The sequence below is a fragment of the Thalassobacillus sp. C254 genome, assembly GCF_001310615.1.
In genome coordinates, this window is sequence record NZ_BAXQ01000019.1 from 13,757 (window position 1) to 35,750 (window position 21,994).

The 21,994-nt window shown below is 41.8% G+C and carries 29 protein-coding genes and 3 pseudogenes; 30 read left to right on the forward strand and 2 right to left on the reverse strand.

Features of this window, described 5'->3' with window-relative positions; genetic code table 11:
* Positions 1-18: 18 nt before the first annotated feature.
* Positions 19-126 carry a hypothetical protein gene (locus JCM19033_RS26265; RefSeq protein WP_269758301.1) on the forward strand — a complete coding sequence of 36 codons (108 nt, stop codon included), beginning with the start codon at positions 19-21 and terminating at the stop codon, positions 124-126.
* Entirely contained in the window at positions 87-341 is a 255-nt protein-coding gene (locus tag JCM19033_RS26270; RefSeq protein WP_269758302.1) for a hypothetical protein, read from the forward strand. Before JCM19033_RS26265 ends, JCM19033_RS26270 begins: the two co-directional genes overlap by 40 nt.
* 33 nt (positions 342-374) lie before the next feature.
* Here JCM19033_RS26270 and selD read toward each other — a convergent pair whose 3' ends face one another.
* A complete protein-coding gene (selD, locus tag JCM19033_RS15775) occupies positions 375-1,427 on the reverse strand; it encodes a selenide, water dikinase SelD (RefSeq protein ID WP_083465512.1) in 1,053 nt (350 codons plus the stop codon).
* A gap of 170 nt (positions 1,428-1,597) precedes the next feature.
* Between selD and JCM19033_RS22515 the strand changes: the two are divergent.
* Both JCM19033_RS22515 and selA read left to right on the forward strand, forming a co-directional pair.
* Positions 1,598-1,789, forward strand: a pseudogene (locus JCM19033_RS22515) (Rdx family protein); the annotation flags it as partial.
* Positions 1,790-1,890: 101 nt separating this feature from the next.
* The gene (gene selA, locus JCM19033_RS15780) at positions 1,891-3,312 is read left to right on the forward strand and encodes an L-seryl-tRNA(Sec) selenium transferase (protein ID WP_054637047.1); all 1,422 of its coding nucleotides are present in this window, start codon (positions 1,891-1,893) and stop codon (positions 3,310-3,312) included.
* A 96-nt stretch (positions 3,313-3,408) separates the two neighbouring features.
* Here selA and JCM19033_RS22520 read toward each other — a convergent pair whose 3' ends face one another.
* The gene (locus JCM19033_RS22520; RefSeq protein WP_083465514.1) at positions 3,409-3,552 is read right to left on the reverse strand and encodes a small acid-soluble spore protein P; all 144 of its coding nucleotides are present in this window, start codon (positions 3,550-3,552) and stop codon (positions 3,409-3,411) included.
* A gap of 328 nt (positions 3,553-3,880) precedes the next feature.
* Between JCM19033_RS22520 and acnA the strand changes: the two are divergent.
* From acnA to JCM19033_RS28365, 26 genes and pseudogenes are all read left to right on the forward strand, one after another.
* Positions 3,881-6,609: pseudogene (gene acnA / locus JCM19033_RS15785) on the forward strand (aconitate hydratase AcnA).
* Positions 6,610-6,971: 362 nt separating this feature from the next.
* Positions 6,972-7,103 carry a hypothetical protein gene (locus JCM19033_RS26275; protein ID WP_269758303.1) on the forward strand — a complete coding sequence of 44 codons (132 nt, stop codon included), beginning with the start codon at positions 6,972-6,974 and terminating at the stop codon, positions 7,101-7,103.
* 9 nt (positions 7,104-7,112) lie between these two features.
* On the forward strand, positions 7,113-7,829 hold the full coding sequence (locus tag JCM19033_RS15790; RefSeq protein ID WP_306301373.1) for a DUF421 domain-containing protein: 717 nt from the start codon (positions 7,113-7,115) through the stop codon (positions 7,827-7,829).
* Between the two features lie 44 nt (positions 7,830-7,873).
* The gene (locus tag JCM19033_RS22525) at positions 7,874-7,999 is read left to right on the forward strand and encodes an FbpB family small basic protein (protein ID WP_083465515.1); all 126 of its coding nucleotides are present in this window, start codon (positions 7,874-7,876) and stop codon (positions 7,997-7,999) included.
* A 336-nt stretch (positions 8,000-8,335) separates the two neighbouring features.
* Positions 8,336-8,788, forward strand: coding sequence for a VanZ family protein (locus JCM19033_RS15795; protein WP_198153541.1), 453 nt, complete (start codon positions 8,336-8,338; stop codon positions 8,786-8,788).
* 103 nt (positions 8,789-8,891) lie between these two features.
* Complete coding sequence (locus tag JCM19033_RS26280) at positions 8,892-9,221, forward strand: DMT family transporter (protein WP_269758304.1); 330 nt, start codon at positions 8,892-8,894, stop codon at positions 9,219-9,221.
* Positions 9,218-9,448 (forward strand): hypothetical protein, encoded by a 231-nt coding sequence (locus JCM19033_RS26285; protein ID WP_269758305.1) that lies wholly within the window; start codon positions 9,218-9,220, stop codon positions 9,446-9,448. The genes JCM19033_RS26280 and JCM19033_RS26285 overlap by 4 nt, the downstream gene beginning before the upstream one ends.
* Entirely contained in the window at positions 9,394-9,825 is a 432-nt protein-coding gene (locus JCM19033_RS26290) for a DMT family transporter (protein ID WP_269758306.1), read from the forward strand. Before JCM19033_RS26285 ends, JCM19033_RS26290 begins: the two co-directional genes overlap by 55 nt.
* Before the next feature lie 62 nt (positions 9,826-9,887).
* Complete coding sequence (locus JCM19033_RS15805; protein WP_054637006.1) at positions 9,888-10,709, forward strand: hypothetical protein; 822 nt, start codon at positions 9,888-9,890, stop codon at positions 10,707-10,709.
* A complete protein-coding gene (locus JCM19033_RS15810; RefSeq protein WP_054637007.1) occupies positions 10,643-12,208 on the forward strand; it encodes an AAA family ATPase in 1,566 nt (521 codons plus the stop codon). Before JCM19033_RS15805 ends, JCM19033_RS15810 begins: the two co-directional genes overlap by 67 nt.
* A gap of 14 nt (positions 12,209-12,222) precedes the next feature.
* A complete protein-coding gene (locus tag JCM19033_RS15815) occupies positions 12,223-12,654 on the forward strand; it encodes a thioesterase family protein (protein ID WP_054637008.1) in 432 nt (143 codons plus the stop codon).
* 24 nt (positions 12,655-12,678) lie between these two features.
* A complete protein-coding gene (locus tag JCM19033_RS15820) occupies positions 12,679-12,930 on the forward strand; it encodes a small acid-soluble spore protein Tlp (RefSeq protein ID WP_306301374.1) in 252 nt (83 codons plus the stop codon).
* 184 nt (positions 12,931-13,114) lie between these two features.
* The gene (locus JCM19033_RS15825) at positions 13,115-13,429 is read left to right on the forward strand and encodes a hypothetical protein (protein WP_054637009.1); all 315 of its coding nucleotides are present in this window, start codon (positions 13,115-13,117) and stop codon (positions 13,427-13,429) included.
* A gap of 47 nt (positions 13,430-13,476) precedes the next feature.
* The gene (gene nadE / locus JCM19033_RS15830) at positions 13,477-14,331 is read left to right on the forward strand and encodes an ammonia-dependent NAD(+) synthetase (RefSeq protein WP_054637049.1); all 855 of its coding nucleotides are present in this window, start codon (positions 13,477-13,479) and stop codon (positions 14,329-14,331) included.
* Between the two features lie 347 nt (positions 14,332-14,678).
* Entirely contained in the window at positions 14,679-14,951 is a 273-nt protein-coding gene (locus tag JCM19033_RS15835; RefSeq protein WP_157049928.1) for a DUF4352 domain-containing protein, read from the forward strand.
* Between the two features lie 58 nt (positions 14,952-15,009).
* Entirely contained in the window at positions 15,010-15,930 is a 921-nt protein-coding gene (locus JCM19033_RS15840) for a PHP domain-containing protein (RefSeq protein WP_269758307.1), read from the forward strand.
* A 494-nt stretch (positions 15,931-16,424) separates the two neighbouring features.
* A pseudogene (gene metA / locus JCM19033_RS15845) lies at positions 16,425-17,336 on the forward strand (homoserine O-succinyltransferase).
* Positions 17,337-17,747: 411 nt separating this feature from the next.
* Positions 17,748-18,608: an alpha/beta fold hydrolase gene (locus JCM19033_RS15850; protein WP_054637012.1), complete on the forward strand. Its 861-nt coding sequence runs from the start codon at positions 17,748-17,750 to the stop codon at positions 18,606-18,608.
* Positions 18,609-18,635: 27 nt separating this feature from the next.
* Positions 18,636-19,130 carry a flavin reductase family protein gene (locus JCM19033_RS15855; protein ID WP_306301375.1) on the forward strand — a complete coding sequence of 165 codons (495 nt, stop codon included), beginning with the start codon at positions 18,636-18,638 and terminating at the stop codon, positions 19,128-19,130.
* Entirely contained in the window at positions 19,112-19,249 is a 138-nt protein-coding gene (locus JCM19033_RS27620) for a hypothetical protein (RefSeq protein ID WP_306301376.1), read from the forward strand. The genes JCM19033_RS15855 and JCM19033_RS27620 overlap by 19 nt, the downstream gene beginning before the upstream one ends.
* A gap of 142 nt (positions 19,250-19,391) precedes the next feature.
* A complete protein-coding gene (locus tag JCM19033_RS26295; RefSeq protein WP_269758308.1) occupies positions 19,392-19,529 on the forward strand; it encodes a hypothetical protein in 138 nt (45 codons plus the stop codon).
* 47 nt (positions 19,530-19,576) lie between these two features.
* The gene (locus JCM19033_RS26300) at positions 19,577-20,167 is read left to right on the forward strand and encodes an EAL domain-containing protein (protein WP_054637013.1); all 591 of its coding nucleotides are present in this window, start codon (positions 19,577-19,579) and stop codon (positions 20,165-20,167) included.
* Positions 20,112-20,486 carry an EAL-associated domain-containing protein gene (locus JCM19033_RS26305; protein ID WP_054637014.1) on the forward strand — a complete coding sequence of 125 codons (375 nt, stop codon included), beginning with the start codon at positions 20,112-20,114 and terminating at the stop codon, positions 20,484-20,486. The genes JCM19033_RS26300 and JCM19033_RS26305 overlap by 56 nt, the downstream gene beginning before the upstream one ends.
* The gene (locus JCM19033_RS26310) at positions 20,461-20,610 is read left to right on the forward strand and encodes an EAL-associated domain-containing protein (RefSeq protein ID WP_269758309.1); all 150 of its coding nucleotides are present in this window, start codon (positions 20,461-20,463) and stop codon (positions 20,608-20,610) included. The genes JCM19033_RS26305 and JCM19033_RS26310 overlap by 26 nt, the downstream gene beginning before the upstream one ends.
* A 77-nt stretch (positions 20,611-20,687) precedes the next feature.
* On the forward strand, positions 20,688-21,323 hold the full coding sequence (locus JCM19033_RS28360) for an MFS transporter (protein WP_054637015.1): 636 nt from the start codon (positions 20,688-20,690) through the stop codon (positions 21,321-21,323).
* Positions 21,314-21,841, forward strand: coding sequence for an MFS transporter (locus tag JCM19033_RS28365; protein WP_374701259.1), 528 nt, complete (start codon positions 21,314-21,316; stop codon positions 21,839-21,841). Before JCM19033_RS28360 ends, JCM19033_RS28365 begins: the two co-directional genes overlap by 10 nt.
* Positions 21,842-21,994: the final 153 nt, after the last annotated feature.

Sequence of the window (21,994 nt, forward strand, 5' to 3'; positions counted from 1 at the left end):
CAAGTTGGCCTGGAGAAAATGGCAGGAAGAAGAGTTGAGGCTCTCAGCGGCGGACAAAAACAGCGAGTAGGAATTGCCCGTGCCTCATGCAGCAACCTGATATTTTTCTTGGAGATGAGCCAGTAGCAAGCCTTGATCCGAGTACGGCTAAGTCTATCTTTGGCATTCTTCGTTCCGTTCATGACGAAAAAAACCTGGTAACGATCATCAATATCCATGATGTTGAGATTGCCAAGAAGTTTTCAACGAGAATCATTGGATTAAAAGAAGGAAAGCTTGCTTTTGATGGACGCCCTGAGGAGCTTGATGACAAGGCATATAATAGGATTTACGATGAATAAACCCCTGGACTTTTCCAGGGGGTTTATTATACGCTATTTTACTTCAATAGGGCGTTCTGTTCTTTCTGTCACACGGCCGATGATGGCTGCTTCATGAATTCCTTTTGATTGAAGGGCTTCGACATATTGATCGGCTTCTTCTTCAGGCAATGCTACAAGGAGACCACCTGACGTGATGGCATCGCACAATAAAAGCTGCTGAGCTTTACTTAGTCGGTCATCAAAGGAAATGACAGATTCAAGCCAGCTCGCATTGGCCTTTGATCCACCGGGGATTATTCCCTCCTCGGCAAGTTGCAGGGCTCCTTTAAGCACAGGAATCCGGTCATATTCAAATGAAAAGGTGACATCGCTGGAGCCGGCCATTTCATATCCATGACCGAGTAATCCAAAGCCTGTTACATCTGTTACAGCACTTGGATGGAAAGAATCCAGAGCTTCAGCTGCCTTATTGTTAAGTGCAGCCATTGTCCGGGTAACAGCATCTTCTTGTTCTTTTGTAACAACCTCACGTTTGATGCCAGTAGTAAGAACGCCAACCCCGATCGGTTTTGTTAAGACAAGAACATCGCCAGGTTTAGCACCCTGGTTTCTAAATATCTTGTCAGGATGGACAATTCCTGTTGCTGCCAGTCCGAATTTGGGCTCACTGTCATCAATAGAATGGCCGCCTACAATGGTTGCTCCTGATTCTGCTACTTTATCAGAAGCTCCTTTCATAATTCCCGCTAAAATTTCGTCAGGGAGAGACTTGATTGGAAAACCAACGATATTTAAGACCGTCTTTGGTTTTCCTCCCATCGCATAAATATCGCTTAATGCATTTGCAGCAGCGATTTGGCCAAACATATATGGATCATCCACAATCGGAGTGAAATAGTCAACGCTTTGCACAAGAGCAAGGTCATCGGTCAAACGATATACGCCTCCGTCATCAGAGGTGTTCGTACCGACTAACAAATTTGGATCAGCTTCCCGTTCTGGTAAGTGACGCAAAACTTGCGCCAGGTCTTCTGGACCAATTTTACATCCTCAGCCAGCTTTTGAGGAAAGACTAGTTAGTCTGATTTTATCTTCTTTGCTCATATTAGGACACCTCCTGAAAATTCCTTTTTTGCTGCTTACACTAGTATAAGGGTATCATTTGCATAGTGACAAACAATATCCTAAAATAAAGTTCAGAAATCAATTATAAAGGAGAAGATTTTATTATGAAAGTAACCGTGGAATTTTGCATGCAGTGAAACTTTGCTCCAAAAGCCGTGAGTTTCGCGGACAAACTACTAGATAAATATCGAGGCGCAGTCAGCGCTGTGGAATTAATAACGAGTTCAGGCGGGGCCTTTGAAGTCACTGTTGATGGCGAAAAGGTATACTCAAAGCTTGAACAGGGCAGCTTCCCGGATGATGACCAACTGATTGAAGAAATTGCAAAATTTAAAGAATAGGTAAACAGGCGGGCCGGTTATTTCTTGGAAAACGGCCCGTGTTTTTATCTCATGGGAGCTGGGATGAAGAGGCGTCCTCGATAAGAAAGGTGAGAAATAATATGAAAGAAGCTGTAAGAATGCTCCCCCCAATTCATGAGCTTCAGGTTGAGCCTGAATATACAGCCCTGGCCTTTCAGGAGAATGGAGTATCTTCTGAGAAGTTGACAGAGTGGCTCCGTGAGGAAGTAATGAAGCTGCGAGCTGACCTTCTCCAAGGTCAGGCACCGGTTCCCGTATCTGCTGCTTCCTTTAAGAACCATGTATTGAATGCATTAAAAAAGAGAGTGCAAGCCTTTAAATCCTACACACTTACACGTGTTATCAATGCCACCGGGACGATTCTGCACACCAATCTAGGGCGGGCGCGCTTGAGTGACGAAGCGATTAAACAGGTGATTATGACCTCCTCAAATTATTCCAACCTCGAATATAATATTGGGGAGGGCAAACGGGGATCCAGACATGATTTGATCGAAGATTTACTTACCGAGGTAACCGGGGCAGAAGCTGCTATGGTTGTTAATAACAATGCTGCGGCTGTTTTTTTCGTCCTTCATGCTCTTGCAAAAAATAAGGAAGTGATAGTTTCCAGGGGCCAGCTCGTGGAAATCGGCGGATCCTTCCGTGTTTCATCAATAATGGAGGAAAGTGGTGCACACTTAGTCGAGGTAGGCACAACGAACAAGACCCATTTATATGATTATGAAAATGCGCTGAATAATGATACGGGCATGATAATGAAGGTGCACACGAGTAATTTTAAAACGATTGGCTTTACAGCTGAAGTAGGTCTTGAAGAGCTTATTCCGTTAAAAGAAAAAAACCAAGACAGCCAGTTTATTATATATGAGGACTTGGGAAGCGGAGCATTGTATGATTTTTCTTCTCATGGAATTGGAGACGAGCCTACTGTAAGAGAGGTTATTGAAAAAGGAGCCGATCTAGTTACATTTTCAGGAGATAAACTGCTTGGCGGTCCTCAAGCCGGAATTATAGCCGGGAAGAAGGAAATCATCCAAAAACTCAAGAAAAATCAACTGGCCCGAGTACTTAGGGTTGATAAAATGACCCTGGCCGCCCTGGAAGCCACGTTGAAAGCATACGTAAAAGGAATTGAGGGGGTCCATACTCTTCCTGTAGGTAAAATGGTCCTTGAGAGCAAGGAGGAAGTAAAGAACCGGGCGGAGGTCTTTTTAAAGGGCTTGGACGCTACTTCCTGGAAGGCATCACTTATTGAAGAAACCTCACAAATAGGCGGAGGAACGATGCCGGATGTTTCATTGCCGACATTTGCAGTAAAAGTGGAGCTTGAGGGTGAAATAGTTGAAAAAGTAATAAAGTTATTGAGAAACGGTGATGACCCTCCAGTTGTGGCCCGTGCGAAAGGAAACAGTGTGATTTTGGACTTTCGCACTGTTACCTGGGAAGAAACTGAGGTGCTCGTTCATCGTTTTGTCGCCCTTGATCAACATTTTCATTAATCATAGCGGTTGTCGTCAAAGGCTTTTTATAGAAGAAAAACGAGCTGGCATGAACGCTTTCAGCTCGTTTTTTCTTTTATGAAGAAGAGGACTTATTTATCCTCTGCCTCCATGTGCCTGATTGACGTGATTGCGCTGCTTTACTTTTTTTGAACCTGGCATAGGTTCTTGCATTCCTTCTGAGTCTGTATTTTTAGGTGAATTTCTTCTCTGGTCCTTATACGTGTTTTTTTCTGTCATCCTGCACCCTCCTTTCGTACGTAGGATAAACAGAGGGGAGAAAAACATACAGAAAAAAGAAATCCTACAAAAGGACATATCACAAGAGCCTGAAATAAAAGAACTAGCACGGCGGCTTGTTGCAGTCAACAACCTTTTTCCTCGTACATATTACAGAAAGATGAAAATATTTTCACTAAGCCATTTATATTTTTACAAAGTTTTGCTATTCTTGAATAGGGAAGATTTGCGACTACTAGTATCAAAGCGTTTTCAATAGTTTTGAGCAATATCTTCGACATTTTCCCAAATGTGTTATATGATAGTTTTAAAAAGGAGGGAATACATAATGAGTAAAAACAATGATGTTTTTAACTCCCGCAAGTCCTTTTCTGTCAATGGAAAGACTTACAACTATTATGACATTAAAGCGCTTGAGGAAGCAGGAGTAGGTAAAGTATCGAATCTTCCATACTCCGTGAAAGTATTACTGGAATCTGTACTAAGACAGTACGATGATAAAGTAATCAAGAAAGAGCATATTGAAAGTCTGGCAAAATGGAGCGCCGACAATAGTGGTGCCGAGGATGTACCTTTTAAGCCCTCACGTGTTATCTTGCAGGACTTTACAGGGGTGCCGGCGGTTGTAGACTTAGCTTCTCTTCGTAAGGCTATGGCTGACATTGGCGGCGATCCTCAGTCTATTAATCCTGCTATTCCGGTAGATTTAGTCGTAGACCATTCTGTTCAAGTGGATAAGTTTGGACAAAGCGACTCTTTAGAGCAAAATATGAACCTTGAATTTGAAAGAAATGAGGAGCGTTACAAGCTTCTAAGCTGGGCAACAAAAGCATTTGATAACTATAGTGCAGTGCCGCCGGCGACTGGTATTGTCCATCAGGTGAACCTTGAGTATCTTGCTTCTGTTGTACATGCTGTAGAAAGTGAAGACGGCAGCTATGAAGCATACCCGGATACACTGGTAGGAACAGATTCCCATACAACTATGATAAACGGTCTTGGTGTTTTAGGCTGGGGTGTGGGCGGAATTGAGGCAGAAGCTGGAATGCTTCAGCAGCCTTCTTATTTCCCGGCTCCGGAAGTTATTGGTGTGCGCTTAAGCGGCTCCATTCCCGAGGGAGCAACAGCTACTGATGTCGCCCTTAAGGTAACACAAGTACTCCGTGAGCAAAACGTTGTTGGTAAATTTGTTGAATTCTTCGGAGAAGGACTAGCAGATCTTCCTCTCGCTGACCGAGCTACAATTTCCAACATGGCTCCTGAATATGGAGCAACTTGCGGGTTTTTCCCAGTGGACCAAGAAGCTTTGAATTACCTTCGCCTGACTGGCCGCAGTGAAGAGCATATTGAAGTGGTTTCTACTTATTGTAAGGAAAACGGCCTTTTCTATACTCCAGGTACAGAAGAGCCGACATTTACTAAAGTAGTAGAAATTCCATTAAATGAAATTGAACCAAGTCTTTCCGGACCAAAGCGTCCTCAGGACCTTATCACTCTTAAAGATATGCGTGAGCAGTTTGTGAAAGCATTGTCTGCTCCAGCAGGAAACCAAGGGTTTGGACTTGCTCCGGAGGATATTGATAAGGAAGTAGAAATCGATCATCCAAGTGGAAAGAAATCCACGATGAAAACAGGTGCGGTTACAATCGCAGCGATTACAAGCTGTACAAACACCTCTAACCCTTCTGTTATGCTTGGAGCCGGACTCCTTGCTAAAAAAGCTGTGGAGAAAGGTCTTGAGGTGCCAGGCTATGTGAAGACCTCTCTTGCACCAGGTTCCAAAGTAGTTACAAGATATTTGGAAGATTCAGGTCTGCTTCCATACTTGGACAAGCTTGGATTCAACCTTGTGGGCTACGGCTGTACAACTTGTATCGGAAACAGCGGACCGCTTCCAGTGGAAGTGGAGGAAGCAATTGCTGATAATGATATGCTTGTAAGCTCTGTGCTTAGCGGAAACAGAAACTTTGAAGGACGCATTCACCCGCTTGTAAAAGCCAACTACCTGGCTTCACCGCCGCTTGTAGTAGCTTACGCTCTTGCTGGTAATGTTAACTTTGATATCCAAAAAGACTCCTTTGGAAAAGACAAAGACGGCAACGATGTATATTTTAAAGATTTATGGCCGTCTGCCGGGGAAGTCAAAGAATTTATCGCTCAAAGTGTTTCCCCTGAAATCTTTAAGTCAGAATATGAGTCTGTATTTGATAACAATGAACGTTGGAACGAGCTTCAATCCGATGAAAATGACGCGTTATATGATTGGGATGAAGAGTCCACGTACATTCAAAACCCGCCGTTCTTTGAAGATCTTTCTGAGAACCCAGAGGATATCAAAGAGCTTAATGAACTGCGCGCGATCGGTAAGTTTGGTGACTCCGTTACCACGGACCACATTTCTCCTGCCGGTTCAATTGCAAAGGACAGCCCAGCAGGTAAATACTTGATGAGCAAAGGCTTAAAGCCTGCGCAGTTTAACTCCTATGGTTCCCGTCGAGGTAACCATGAAGTTATGATGCGTGGTACGTTTGCAAATATCCGCATTAAGAACCAGTTAGCACCTGGCACAGAGGCGGTTACACTACGTACTGGCCAACTGGTGATGTAATGGCTATTTATGATGCAGCCATGAAGTACAAAGAGGATGAGACTGGCCTCTTAGTAATGGCTGGAAAAGACTACGGTATGGGAAGCTCTCGTGACTGGGCAGCTAAAGGTACAAACCTTCTAGGCATTAAGACAGTTATCGCAGAAAGCTTTGAGCGTATCCACCGCAGTAACCTTGTTCTTATGGGTGTGCTTCCTCTTCAATTTAAAGAAGGTGAGAGCGCTGAGAAGTTAGGACTGACTGGTAAGGAAACCTTTGATGTGAAGGTGGATAATACCGTTCAGCCTCGTGATCATGTAACGGTGATTGCAACAGATGAAGATGGCAAGACTACTGAGTTTGAAGTACTTGTACGTTTTGATAGTGACGTTGAAATCGACTACTATCGTCATGGCGGTATTCTTCAAATGGTTCTTCGCAGCAGATTGGCTGCCGCAAAGAGCAGCTAATAAGGTAAAAAGGCTGACCTGCCGGGTCAGCCTTTTTTGTGATCTAAGGCTTATGGACAACAAATTTCCTCATTAAAGTGGGAGAATGTAAAAAAGCAAGGCATTTGTTAACGAAAAGGAGATAAAGCTGGGTTATTTGGATTAAATTCTATTTCTGTCCGGCATAAAGGGTCTCAAAACACCAGTCGAAGAACTTTTTTAAATGATTGCTCCTTTACTCTCAGTCAATACTAAATGTACCTCGTCTGGTGATGGTTACAGCTCACAGAGTTTTAAAAATTTCACGTACCGTATTATAAAATTTCATAAACGTAAAGAAAAATCGTACACAATAAAACCAGAAAAAGAAAGGTGGAGGATGTATGAAAGAGAAGAAACAGACAAAAAAGAAAGAAGAGCAGCATGTTTCTCCTGGTCAGGAAGCTGAAGAACGAAAGCATATGTCATACGCTGAAATTGAACAAGATAAAATGGACAGTTCTAAAAAATGGTAAGAAATTGAGGTGAGAATCCTGGAATTCTGGACAGGTTCAGAAGCACTTCCAATCACAGGATTTGTAATTAGGGCTATTATCGTCTACATTTATATCTTTCTCATGGTAAAGATACTAGGTCAGCGATCAATGGGCTCTATTGATCCTTTAGATTTTATTTTTGGTGTCGTGATCGGTGATATTGTCGGGGAGCCTTTATCAAGCGGTGATCTTCCATTGGGTGGTCCGTTAGCATCAGCAGGATTAATAGCAGCCTTTCACTTTACCCTTACCTATACGGCATTAAAAACACCGCGCTTCAGAAGAGTAATTGAAGACGAGCCTCTCATTGTCATAGAAAAAGGAAAAATTCTCCATGACCAATTAAAAAAGGCAAAAGTCACAATAGAATCACTATTAATGGACTTGCGGCTGAGGGATGCATCAGATTTAAATGAAGTGGATTATGCCATTCTTGAGGCAAACGGCCAAATAAGTGTCATTAAAAAGAGTGCCAATCAGGCTCTTACCCCAACAGACATGAACATGGACCCTAAAGATAAAGGTTATCCTAAGGTCATTATTGAGGACGGGAAAATTATTCATGCCAATCTTAAGGAATTAGGATCCATAGATTGGCTGAAAGAAGAACTGTTAAAACGCGGGCATAGAAATCCTCATGAAATCTTTTTACTGACCATCGATGAAACATCGGGCTGGTATATCAGCCCTAAACAACAGGTATAAGATGAATCTTTTTTTCCATAATGGAGAAAAAGGAGTGAAGAATATTGAGAAAAATTAAGCGTTTAACCTTTGAAGAATTAGTGAAGGTAAATAAAGTGGAAATCATGAAGGACAAAAAGATGCTTGAAGAACTTGAGGAAAGATGGGAAAATCGCAGAGCAGTCAGATAATAGTATCATCGTACCAGCAGGAGCCTGTTGCTCTTTCTGGTTTTTTTATGTAGAGAATGGTTTATGTATTTGCTTAGTCTTTCGTATTACATAACGCGACGAATTAACCGAATTAAATGATTTTCTTAGTCTCTAAATGCTTAAGAAGCAGAGGAAAGGATTATGGTATTGTCTTGCAGGGTAAAGGTGTGTCGAACAGGCACTATAAAAATACATTGTCAATGATTATAGATCATTTCATAATAAACATGCACCTATTAATTGAATAACAGGGGAGTGATACATATTCTCCAAACGGAAATAAACGATAAAAAAATAAGGTCTATCATAACCCCGTTGCTTTGGGCTGTATTTATTATTTATATGGCAGTTCTTTTCTATGTCACATTGTTAGCATGGAATTACGGAGCTTCCTTTGGGCCACAGGTCCAGGCGGGAGAAATTACAATCTCGTTCCCTTTCGCAGCATTTATAGAATTGCTATGTTCAGCCGGGGCTAGCAGACCCCTCCGCATATTAGCAGGGAACATTGTGCTTTTTATTCCTTTTGGTTTCATTTTGGGTTTGTTAAGTAGAAAAAAAAGCAGAGCAATCTTGACTATTACTGTTGCCGCTATGCTTGTTTCTACTTTTATTGAAGTGAACCAGTTTATCTTTACGCACAGAGTGGCCAATGTTGACGATGTCATATTAAATACCCTCGGCGCATTAATAGGAGTCATTGCTGCCATTTTCATTGGCTTTCTACTCAGGCGAGTGATATGGATTTCCGTGAAAAACCGTCAGTAAAAGGCGGTTTTTTGATGGAACGGGCCCGGCTCTTTCGAAAGCCGAAAAAATGATACAATAAAAAGTGGAATACATAGCACTTTAAAGAGAAGAGGATAGAACAATGAAAGAACGTCCAAAGTGGCTGGTTTATGTCATGCTTGTTTTTGCAACGTCAATGTGGGGGAGCGGCTTTATTGCCGGGAAAATAGCTGTGGAAGATTTTGGACCTTTTACTGTCGCGTTTCTCCGTTTTTTCTTTGCCGCGGTCTTGTTGTTTCCTCTCATGTGGAAAATGGAACCAAAGCGTCCTGTGGTTACTCTAAGAGACTGGCTGTTCTTTGCTCTTCTTGGGTTAACAGGAATTTTCATCTACAATGTCTGCTTTTTTCTTGCAAGCATGTATGCTCCTGTGGTAAAAAGTTCATTGTTTATTGCCACCAACCTGTTTTGATTTTACTATTGTCGATTCTTTTCTTGAAAGAGCGAGTTACTCGTTTTCAAATCGCAGGAATGATTTTGGCACTAAGCGGTGCAGCAACGATTATAAGTGAAGGAAACATGGGAGCCATTATAACTGGCGGCTTAGAAGCGATTGATATTATTTTGCTTTTAGCAGTGGTAACATGGGCATTGTACAGCGTGCTTGGAAAAGTGGTATTAAAGAAGTTCAGCCTGTAGTTTCGACTACTTATGCTGTCATGTTCGGAACAATCTTTCTTTTGCCTTTCTCCTTATATGAAGCTTCTCCTCTCAGCTGGTTGGAAGCCTCACCTTCATCCTGGCTGGCCATCTTACATATGAGTGTTTTTGTGACAGTAATCAGTTTTGTTATGTACTATGACGGGATACAACAAATCGGAGCTTCGAAGGCAGCATTATTTATAAATGTGATGCCTGTTTCAGCAGTAGTGATGGCGGTAATATTTTTAAATGAATCCTTTGGCATGATACATTTAGCAGGAGCACTTCTTGTTTTTTCTGGAGTAACTTTAGGGACAAAAGTGATAGGGCCTCAGGTGAAGCCCGTTCCTTTCTTTCGGAAAAAGGCAGGATAAGGCTCAGACGATACCTTGCAGGCTGACAATAGAACGTGATTCATGTAAAGATAGGTGATTGTATGACTCATCAAGAAAAAACTGAAATCATAGATGAAATAAAGGCGTGGGAAAAAGATCTAAGTCTTTTTTCCATGGAGAAAGCCAGGAATTATATTGATAAATTGTCGGGTGACGAGAGTGATGTGGAACCATTTATAGGCGTCTTATACGCTTTCATGTCATATACCCGTTTTAAGCAAGTAAGAAAAATAGATCCCCTTATTCGTGATTGGATGGATAAAGGTGAGAAGCGCAATGAGAACTATCCTTTATTTCTTATAATCAAAGGACAGGATATTCTTTGGAGAGCAGAGCAGGCCCTCTTTCCTAACAACCTTCCTTCGATAAGAGAGACAGACCAGAGTTCTGCAAGAAAAAAAACAGCTGAACAGCTATACACCGCTTCTTCTTCCCAAATAGAGAAAATGAAGGCTCAGAGCGAGGCTCTCAAAAGAGCAAAGGTTATGTTTGAGAAAGCGGACAAGGAGCAAGAGGCCGATTTTGCAGAAGAAGCGTATCAAATACTGATCAAGGGGTTAGAGCGTCTCCGTTTGTTACAGGAGTCATCACGGCTCTATCAGGAGACGGCGACCGGCACCTTTTATTCCCCTGAACATGTGAAAGAGATGAAAGATGCGTTGCAGGAGATTAATCATATTTCCAGGGAATGGCATTCTCATTTTGATGGGTTCAAAGACAGAAAAGAAGATGACAGTCCCCTGCAGGAGTTAGATCAGTTAATTGGCCTGCAGGAGGTAAAGGACCGGTTCATCAGTTGTATTATTATCTGCAATACCAGAAAAGAAGAAAAGAAGAAGGTTTTGTCCTTCAGGATGAATTAAGCTTAAATATGATCTTAACCGGGAATCCTGGCACTGGAAAAACCATGCTTGCCCGCTTGCTCGCTAAAATTTATCATGATGTTGGGCTGTTGCCCCGGGAAGAGGTTTTAGAAGCGGACCGCTCACATTTAGTTGGCTCTTATGTAGGCCAGACTGAAGAAAAGACTCTTAATTTAATCAAAGAAGCAGTAGGAGGAGTTCTTTTTATAGATGAAGCCTACAGCTTGAAAAGAGAAGGCATGACTGGCAACGATTATGGACAAACCGCCATTGACACGTTGGTGTCCGCCATTACAAGCAGTGAGTATGCAGGGACGTTTTCTCTTATTCTGGCTGGATATCCTGAAGAAATGAGACAGTTTTTACGTGCCAACCCGGGGCTTCGCAGCCGTTTTCCGGAAAGTAATCACATTCATATTTCTGACTATTCTCTCAAGGAATTGCTTGATATAGGCGATAAGGTTGCATTAGCAAATGATTATACGTTATCTGCTGATGGGAAAATAACGCTGGAAGAGCGGATTGCAGCTGAGCAGGTAGATGAGTCGTTTGGAAATGCTCGTACTGTCAAGAACATCATTCTTGATGCTATTTTTCAAAAAGGAGCAAAGGCAGGAAAAAAAGAGTCACCTTCCCTGGATGACTATGCCGTGTTAACAAGTGAGGATTTGAAAGATAAGAAAAAAGAACAAGAAAAAGAACGGCAAGCAGGTATAGAAGAGTTAAACGAACTTGTCGGCCTGGATAAAGTAAAAAAAGAAATGAAAAAGCTGGCTTCCTTTGTGCAGGTGCAGCAAGAAAGAAGACAGGCAGGCCTTCCTTCTGCTCCTCTTTCTCTTCACACGATTTTTAATGGAAGACCAGGTACGGGAAAAACAAGTACAGCTGCCATTTACGCAAAAATCTTAAAGGAACTGGGCTTTTTAAAAAGAGGGCATCTCGTTGTCTGCGGACGGAGTGACCTTGTAGCAGGATATGTCGGCCAGACGGCCTTAAAAACAAAACAGAAAATCCGTGAATCCCTGGGAGGGGTACTCTTTATAGATGAGGCCTATTCATTACTGCCTAAAGGAGCAGGGGATTTTAGCAGAGAGGCAATTGACACGCTTGTTGAAGAAATGACAAAGCATGAAGAAAACCTGGTCGTTATTTTATCCGGTTACCCAGAACCAATGGAGAATCTCCTTGAAAGTAATCCAGGACTGCGATCCCGTTTTAAAAAGTCTTTTACGTTTCCCGATTATTCAGGCGAAGAGCTGGCTGAAATTACAAAGAAAAAAGCTAGTGAGTACGGATACCGCTTCACCACGGAAGCGTGGGAAGCTTTACTCGAACATCTGGCAGAAAGAACGGTCCCTGGGAATGGACGGCTGGCACAAGATCTTGCAGAAGAAATGTTTCAGCAGCAAGCGGTCAGGTTGTTGAACCGTAATGAGAGTGGGGACTATGCACTACTGGAAAAAGAGGATGTGACAGAGGCTTTGCACATTAAGTTATAAAAGGAGCTGGAAAAATGAAAGCAGCAGCAAACATTGAAGTCAGATATGCAGAAACCGATCAAATGGGTATCGTCCACCACTCTAATTATCTCGTATGGTGTGAGCTTGCACGCACAAAATTGATCAATGAACTTGGCTTTAATTACAAAGAGCTTGAAGAGCAAGGCATACTGTCCCCAGTGACAAATGTGAACCTTGATTATAAGGCTCCGTCAACTTATGGGGATGTCATCACCGCTGAAACATGGATAGAAGATTATGATGGTCTGCGGGTGACATACGGTTACAACATAATCAACCAAAAAGGTATTCTCTGTGTTAAGGGAACCACCACTCACGTGTGTATTCGCAAAAATACATTCCGGCCCATCTCTATTAAGAAGCATCTTCCTGACTGGCACGAGAAGTATGAAATGATTAAGAAACGAGTGAAAGAAAATGTATAACAACCTTCTTCTCATTCCACACTAATGTGGACAAATGAGAAGGAGGAAATGAAATGGCTAAACCTGATGACCGTTCAGATAACGTTGAAAAAACTGGAAAAAATGAAGGATAACACCCTTAAGAATATGGAAGCCGCTGAGGAAACGATGAATAACCTTGATTTGAAGGAATCAGACAAAAAAGCAATTGAAGCAAAGAATGCAAGAAGACAGGAAAGCCTGGGAAATATATATGAAGAAATCGCAGACGAAGAAAGAGATGCGAAACGGCGGTAGCAGGAAGGGGCAGCTCCTTAAAAGAGCTGCTTTTTTTTAATGTAAAATGAAACATGTGATATACTTCACCGACATCCTTACATACATTTATGAATCCAAAGAAACATTTTCTTCCGTTATAACAGACAAAAATGCCTTCGTATGATATAAAAAGAGACAGGGAAATTGGAAAAGGAGCTAAATTATGGCGTTTGGAATCAGGCGAGAAGAACTCATAGAATGGAAACGAAAAGCTTCAAATGGAGAAATCGCGTTTATCACTCATTTTTGGTATGATCCAAGGTTTCCGGATTGTGATACAGTCACAAAAGTAGGATGTTCAAATGTAAAAGCACTGATCAGCTGGGGAAAGCAATACGGCCTGAAAGAAGAGTGGATTCATCTTCGAAAGCCATACCCCCATTTTGACCTGTTAGGGGAAAAGCAAGCCGAAATTTTACAGAAAGAAGGAAAACAGTCCCAATTATTAAAGCTGAAAAAAAGAAACCATGTCCCTTAATGCTATGGTTTAGTATACTGGGATGTAGGATAAATAATAAGCAAATGATGGTCATTGGAGTGATTAAATTGTCTATTTCACAGCAGCAGATTGTAGAAGCTTTGGAAGTGAAGCCGGATATTGATCCTGTTGAAGAAATTAATAAGAGAAAAGAGTTTTTAAAATCATATGCAAAAAAAGCCCACGTATCCGGATATGTATTGGGGATATCGGGGGGGCAGGATTCTACATTAGCCGGTAAACTAGCGCAAATGGCTATTGAGGAATTAAATGAAGAAGAGGACAAAGAATATTCTTTTATTGCCGTTCGTCTGCCATATGGCGAACAGTTCGATGAAGATGATGCTCAACAGGCGCTAAAGTACATCAGCCCATCAAAGACAATTACAATAAACATTCAACAAGCAGTGGATGCGGCAGAAGAGGCTTTTGAACAAGCAGTGGGCCATAAGATGAGTGATTTTAACAAAGGGAACACAAAGGCAAGGGAAAGAATGAAAGCCCAATACGATTTGGCAGCGGAGTTTGGCTGCCTAGTGATCGGGACAGACCATGCAGCGGAAGCTGTTACTGGATTTTACACTAAGTATGGTGACGGGGCCTGTGACGTCGCACCGTTATTTGGTCTGAACAAAAGGCAGGGAAAAGAGCTTTTACGTAAACTCGATGCTCCGGCACACTTATACGAGAAGGTGCCTACTGCTGATCTAGAAAGCGATAAACCAGGTATTTCAGATGAAGAAGCTCTGGGAGTCACCTATGACGATATTGATAATTTCCTGGAAGGTAAAACGGTAAGTGAAGCCGTGAAAGTAAACCTCATTACCAGGTATACTCAAACAGAGCATAAAAGACAGCTGCCGGTTACCATTCAAGATGATTGGTGGAACGAAGGGAAATAAGCGTCATATTTGTTTTATTAGAACAAGGTGGCCATAACGGTCGCCTCCTTTGATGTGGGGTGGAAAACAGAGAACAAGCGCCTATGTGATATAAAATGATGCTAAGCTTTGTTCTATGGAAAAGCAAAGTCTCATATCTTTTCTGTTGAGAAGGGCACCAGGTTTGAACATGTTGGAACAGATTAGGTAGAATGGAGAGAGTGATTTAGCATGACGGTGAAATATGGGGTATTACTTGGACTTGTTTTATTGCTCGGTTTTTTCTCAGGTGTCTTATTTCAGTCACAGACTACAAGCGGGTTAACGGATAACCCTATGCACAGATTGTGGAGGGGTCTGAACACCTGTTGGAAAAAGGTGAAACGGCAAGAATAGGCGGAATGGATGTGACCGTCCATGAAGCATATGAGACCGAAGAGGAAGGGGAAACCTTTTTGGTTGTTGATGTCTCTTTCTTTAATGCCACTGAAGAAGTAAAAGAAATATCTTTATTCAACACATTGGTCGTAAACGACGAAGGATATACTTATGAGTACCATGACAACTATGACGATAAAAGGCTCATTGGAGGTCAACTCCGCCTGAAGGGCAAAGAAGAGGGACGTTGGCATTTAAAGTAGAACCATCTTCATATTATGAGTTTACCTATACAGACCATATGAGAAAAGGGCAAGTAGCTTGGGCAGTGAAAACTGCTTCGTAAACAAAGCGGAGGTGGACCAGCAATTGATGCAGGCAGACTTACATATGCACTCTACGGCTTCAGATGGGGGCTATTCACCCGCTAAGCTGATGGAAAAGTGCAAAGAGGCAGGATTACACATCGTAGCATTGACAGACCATGATACAACAAATGGGGTAAAAGAAGCACAGGCGGCAGGGAAACAGCTGAATCTGACTGTGATCCCAGGCATTGAGCTTTCCACGAAGTGGAAAGGGAAAAGCGTTCACATGCTAGGCTACGGGGTAAATATTGAAGATGCAGCATTTCAAGAAGTGCTGGAAGGACAACGACAAATGAGAAACAAGCGTATGGAAGTTATGCTTGAACGTTTACAGGGTGCTGGAGTTACATTGCAGGAAGAAGATGTACTCCGTTATGTGGACGGGGGCAGTGTTGGCCGCCCGCACGTAGCAAAAGCACTGATTGATAGAGGGTACGTTAAAGAAGTATCAGAGGCATTTGATAAATATTTAGGAGAAGGAAAGCCGGCTTACGTATCGAAGGCAAAAGAATTCACTCCTGAAGAAGCCATATCACTTATTCATAAAGCCGGAGGGCTTGCAGTCGTTGCTCATCCTGGGTATTACGGTCTTGATGAAGACATTGAAAAATGGGTGCATCAGAGCGGGCTTGACGGGGTGGAAATTGAACACAGAGATCACGACCCTGAAGAAAGAAAACACTACGAAAAACTGACTTCCAAACTGGAGAAAGAAACAAACAAGACCCTGCTTCGTACAGGAGGATCAGATTTTCACCATGAAGAATACGGAAGGAAAAAAGAACCTCTTGGTGTAACCACCATCTCTGGCGAAAAAGCTGAAATATTACTACGTGCTATAGAAAAAAGGCATTCCTCTCAAACATCCGGCTGATCCCGGATGTTTCTTTTATAAAAGCTTTTGTGAAAGGACCACTTATTCTAGAGGGAGTCAAGTTGGCTGCTTTTTAATTTACGTAAACTAAAAGAACCCCCCAGGGACTGGCCCCATATAACCCCTTTGGGAACAGGGGACCAGGGTGGGAAGCAGGTGTTGCAGCTCTTCTCCAAAAGAAGAATAGAGAAGACAATAGATAGATATGTTATAAAATAGTATAATGAATCCTGTAAAAGATTTGCGAAAAATTCGGTTTTATGATAATTTTAACAATTACAGAATAACTTTATGAAAGTATGATAGATCGGTTGGAATGGGTAGATACCAATCAAGCTGATGCTGTAGAGAGTCAGCTTTTCAGTTGAGTGGTGAGCTTTCCGGTTTTATCTATTCATCATATGATATAACTTTTGAAAACGAATCTTTCAGGGAGCACTATAAAAAATATACAATAAAGATAGCTGAGTATTGAGAGAAAGTAGGAGAGAATTATGCCTATTAAGGTACCCGATCATTTACCCGCAAAAGATATATTGTCGAAAGAAAATATATTTATTATGAATGAAAGCAGCTTATACTCAGGATATTCGCCCACTTAAAATACTGATTTTAAACTTAATGCCAATAAAAGAAACGACAGAAACACAATTGCTCAGGCTGTTGGGAAACACTCCCCTTCAATTGGATGTTTCATTGCTTCACCCTCATACACACAGATCCAAAAATACACCAATTGAGCATCTCGCCTCCTTTTATAAGACCTTTGATGAAGTCCGTGAAAGAAAATTTGACGGAATGATTATAACCGGAGCGCCTATAGAGAAGCTCCCTTTTGAAGATGTTACTTATTGGGAAGAGCTAAAGAGCATTTTAGAGTGGAGCAAATCAAATGTAACTTCCACCCTTCATATTTGCTGGGGGGCGCAGGCAGGCATGTATTACCATTACGGAGTTCCTAAACATGAACTTCCTGTTAAGCAGTTTGGTATTTATGAACATTTTGTTGAAAAGCCGAATGAAAGCTTAATGAGAGGCTTTGATGATGTTTTTTATGTCCCTCATTCCAGATATACGGGTACCAGGCGTGAAGATGTAGACAAGGTACCTGAGCTTCAGGTGCTGTCTGAATCTCCTGAAGCCGGCGTATATATCGTCGCCTCAAAAGATGGCAAACAAATTTTGTGACAGGCCACAGTGAATATGATACCTGTACACTTCAGGATGAATATGAACGGGATTACAACCGGGGAGTGAAGACAGCGGAGCCAGAGAATTATTACCCGGAAAACAACAGAAAGGCAAGGCCTCAGCTTAGATGGAGAGCTCATTCTAATCTTTTATTTTCAAATTGGCTAAATTATTACGTCTACCAGCAGACACCATACGACCTTCGTTCCTATTAGGACGGTGACAAAATAGTCTCAGTATCCTCCACAAAGTTAGATTTTTATTACGCAGGCCATTGGCTGGTTTGAGTTTCGTATTGAACGAGACTTAAACCAGCCTATTTACTTTCACTTGCCCTTTAATTGATTGTTCTTCAGCTCTTAGTAAGCAGAAGGGATGTTCTTCTTCTTCCTCCTGGATCTCTTGATCATTAACCCCAAAAGAAGAAGTGGCCCATTTCTGCGTGATCCGTCCCTATTGTTTTGTTTCTTTGCCCTTTGCACGAAGGAGCTAAATCCCAAACATGGAATTGGTTTTTATTACAGCCACACTCTTTGAATTGTGAAAAAGAAAAAAAGTACATGGAAACATTGCTTGTGTAAATCATATAAAGGAGATGACAGTGGACGAAGAAAAGGAAGGGTGCTATGGAGGGCAAGTATATAAAAGTGAACAATGTCTCTGTTTATGTTGAAGAATACATGCCAAAAAGCTATGGAAAAGATACTCCTGACGTATGTTTAATCCACGGCCTCGTGTCTTCAGTTCACAGCTTTAAGCCTGTTATCCCGAAGCTTGCTGAATTTGCACGTGTGATTGCATTGGATCTTCCCGGCTTTGGCAAAAGTGAAAAAGGGACCGGTTACCTTTATTCGTATGAAAATTATGCAGCTACAATCGCTGAATTAATGGAAATCCTCTCGGTGAAGAAAATAACCGCGGTGGGACACTCGATGGGAGGACAAATCTGCCTCTATCTGGCTAAGTATTACCCAGACCTTATTTCGGAGCTGGTGCTCATGGCTCCTTCCAGTTATGTAGGCCGGTCTTCAATTAGGCTGCGCCTGGCTACTTATCTGCCTCTTGCCCCCTTATGCGCCCGCTTTCTCATTAACCGTTCAGATTTACGAAATATTTTTAAAAGTGTAGTGTATGATGAAAAGCATGCGGACGATGAAAGCTATCAAATATATGTGGCCCCTTTTAAGGACAAGGCCTTCTACCAGTCCCTTATTGGTTTAATACGCCACCGGGAAGGGGATTTGAAAGATGAAGACCTTTATGGTATTGCTCATCACACACTTCTTCTATGGGGAGAGAATGATCAAGTAGTTCCTTTATCTATAGGTGAACGTCTATCTACCCAACTGTCTCAGGCCAGGTTTATTACTTATCCCAAAACAGGGCATCTCCTCCCAAAAGAGCAGCCAGAAAAAGCTCTGACTGAGATGATAAATTTTTTAGAAGAGAGAGGACGTTTTCAGAGGTTGCCTAAGAAAGAAATCTAGAATACGATGAGAGGAGAGGTGAGAAAGATGAACATTGATGCAAAAAATTTATCCAGGAAAGAAAATTATAAGCTGTTAATCTCCAGTATTCTCCCGAGGCCCATAGCATTTATTACAACCGAGGGAAAGGATGGGACAATTAATGCCGCTCCTTTCAGCTTTTTTAATGTCATTACAGCGGAACCTCCATTAGTCGGTGTGTCAGTTGGACGAAAACCTGATGGTTCATTTAAAGATACTGCGAGAAACATTCTTGAAGCAAATAATCAGTTTGTTATCCATATTGTGGATGAAACCTTAATTGAACAGGTTAATCAAAGTGCAGCCAATTATCCAGCGAATGTCAGCGAGGTGGAAGAAACAGGATTGACATTAATAAAAAGCGAAAAAGTAACGGTTCCTGTGATTAAAGAAGCGAAAGTGGCGTTGGAATGTACCTCCATCAGCATATGGAACTTGGGGGGAAACAAGATGAGCCGCGGTGTGATTTTATTATTGGAGAAGTGGTTTCCTACCGGGTAAGTGATTCTCTCTATAAAGAAGGAAATATTCAAACGGAATTGCTGGCTCCTGTCAGCAGGCTTGGCGGGGTGGACTATGGACTGCTTGGAGAGATTATATCCAAGCCGCGGCCAACCTAATAAAAGCGGGCTCATCCTCGATTGAGCCGGCTTTTTGTACGAGAAAGGTTTACGTAGAATGCTCCTGATTTTTTATAATAAGATGAGCCATGATATAATAAACATGGAGAGATGTGGTAACGGATAGAAAAGGTGATAAAAAATGGATGCATTAGATATCGTTCTACATAAAGACAAGGCTCTTCCTTATTTTCAGCCAGTGATAGGAGCCGATAAACAGGATGTCATTGGTTATGAAGTGGTCGGCAGGTTCAAAAATGAAGAAGAAATCATCAGTTAGGCTCTTTTTTCCAAGATCAGTCGGTTCCTGAAGAGTATAGGCTGGAAATGGATGAATATATTCAGGATCAGGCCATTCAGAAATATATTGACGAGGAGCAGGATGGGTATCTTTTTTTAAATGTGGATGCCAACCTGTTAGTGGGGGATGGAGCCGACCAATTTATTTCCAGGCTTAGAGCACGAGAGGAAAATGAGGATTTTGATATGACCAGGGTTGTCCTCATCATTACTGAACATGATTTTCATGGTGAGGTATCTCACCTTAAATATTTTATTCAATACGTGCAAAGTGTCGGAATAAAAGTGGCGATTGATGATGTGGAAAAAAGCGGCACCCACCTGGACCGCATTGCTTATTTGCGTCCGAATATTATTAAGGTGAATATGGACCTCATTGATGATGGATCCTTTCCTGATGTCTATCGGGAAGTTCTTCACTCTTTATCGATGCTCTCTAGAAAGATAGGTGCTGCTCTCTTGTTTAAGAGAATCAGCACATTTAACCAGTTAAACTATGCCTGGCGTCACGGGGCTCGTTATTATCAAGGTTCATATTTGGAAAAAGACCTTTCTGACTTCGTTGATCCATTTAAATATAAAGAAAGCCTTAAAAAAGGATTTCCACCACTTTCTTGATTTTGAAAGAAAAAAAATTAAGGCTCAGCTTACTTTGAGTGAAAAATTAAACATACGTCTTCAAGAAGCACTGCATGATCTTAAAGACCAAAAGGATTACGACCATATTGCCCAAGTCGTAGCAAAGCGACTTGATGACCTTTGTTTTCGGGTATATATATGTAATGAAGATGGATTCCAGCAATCTGGAAATGCTGTAAAAGTAGAAGGAACATGGGAGTACCATCCGGAAGATAAATCAAAAAACTGGAGCTGGCGCCCTTACTTTCTGGAAAACATTATTCGTATGAATTATGAAGGGAGAGGCTTTTTGTCTTGATTTGTATACAGACATCCATAAGGATGAACTCATCAGAACATATTCTTCGCCAATTAATGAGCAGATGTATGTCTTCATTGACATCCCTTATTCCTATTTATTTGAACAAGACTTTTTATTGTAAGATTGTACCCACCCCCTTAATGGGGGTCTTTATTTTCTACAACGTTTTGGCCAAAGATTGAAAAGGAGAGAAAAACTATGCGCAGGCAGACACTTCCCCTTATGGGCTACTTGTTTTTTGCTTACTCAGCCCTAACCGTCTTGGTCAGTTATCTTCCTGTATATTTTCAAAATGAAGGCTGGTCACAAAGTCAAATCGGCTGGCTGATTGCTATCGGGCCCCTGGCAGCTGTGTTTGCCCAGCCTTTCTGGGGGTACATGAGCGACAAGTGGAAAACGATCAAGAAAATACTTATAATCTGCCTTAGTTCAGGCGCCGTAGTCAGCGTCTTCTTTTTTCAGATAACTGAATTCTATGCTCTGTTCATTTTTGGCTTTATGCTCTTTATTTTTGTGGCGCCAACTACGGCTCTTGGAGACAGCTTGACTCAGAAAACAGCAATGCAGCAGGGTTTGAGCTTCGGTCGAATTCGTATGTGGGGTTCTCTTGGATTCGCCTTTACCTCACTGGTCAGTGGTTTCTTTTTAGAGCGCGTGGGGGTCTCTTATTTATACATTCCCTTTTTGCTTTTTACTCTTCTTGCCCTCTCAATGGCATGGCTGGTCACAGATGCTAAGCCTGCGAATAAACCGGTTACTATCGTTCATGCTCTTCAGTTTGGAGTGAAACCAAGAGTACTGTTTTTTCTGGGAATGATTTTTTTATTTCGGTAGGACACCGGGCAAATGACAGTTTTTTAGGGTTGTTTATTGTAGAACTTGGCGGAGCGGAGTCTTTGATTGGAATGGCGTGGTTTGTGGGGGTTGTTTCTGAGGCAGTCGTCTTTTTTCTATCTTACTTATGGTTCCGCAGATTTCACCCGCTCTTTTTTATTTTAATTGCTGGTTTGCTGTATGCTTTTCGCTGGTTTATGATGGCAGGAATGGATGATCCAAGTCATGTTCTTTGGCTTCAGGTTCTTCACGGTATTACTTTTGGAGGGATGTATTTTTCAGCTCTTCAGTATATCTCTAAGCTAGTGCCCGAAGAACTACAGGCTACAGGGCATTTACTTTTTATCACTACATTTTTTGGATTGTCAGGTGTTATAGGATCGCTAGGCGGGGGATGGATGATGGAACATTACGGAGGAGAAGGACTGTATACTCTCCTTGGTGTTTTTGCGGTTACCGGCGTCCTCTTTCTTTTCATTTATTCGTTACGTCTTAAAATTGCATTAAGAGAAACCTAGAGTATAAAGTAGACTGACAATTTTTAATTCGTTACACTTAGATAAGGAACCCTAGACCGATATTGCAGGTGATAGGAAATGAGAACTTGGAAGTCTGCTCTGTTGACCAACCAGGAAATTCAAACTTTGATGAAGCAAAAAAAGCTTTAACAA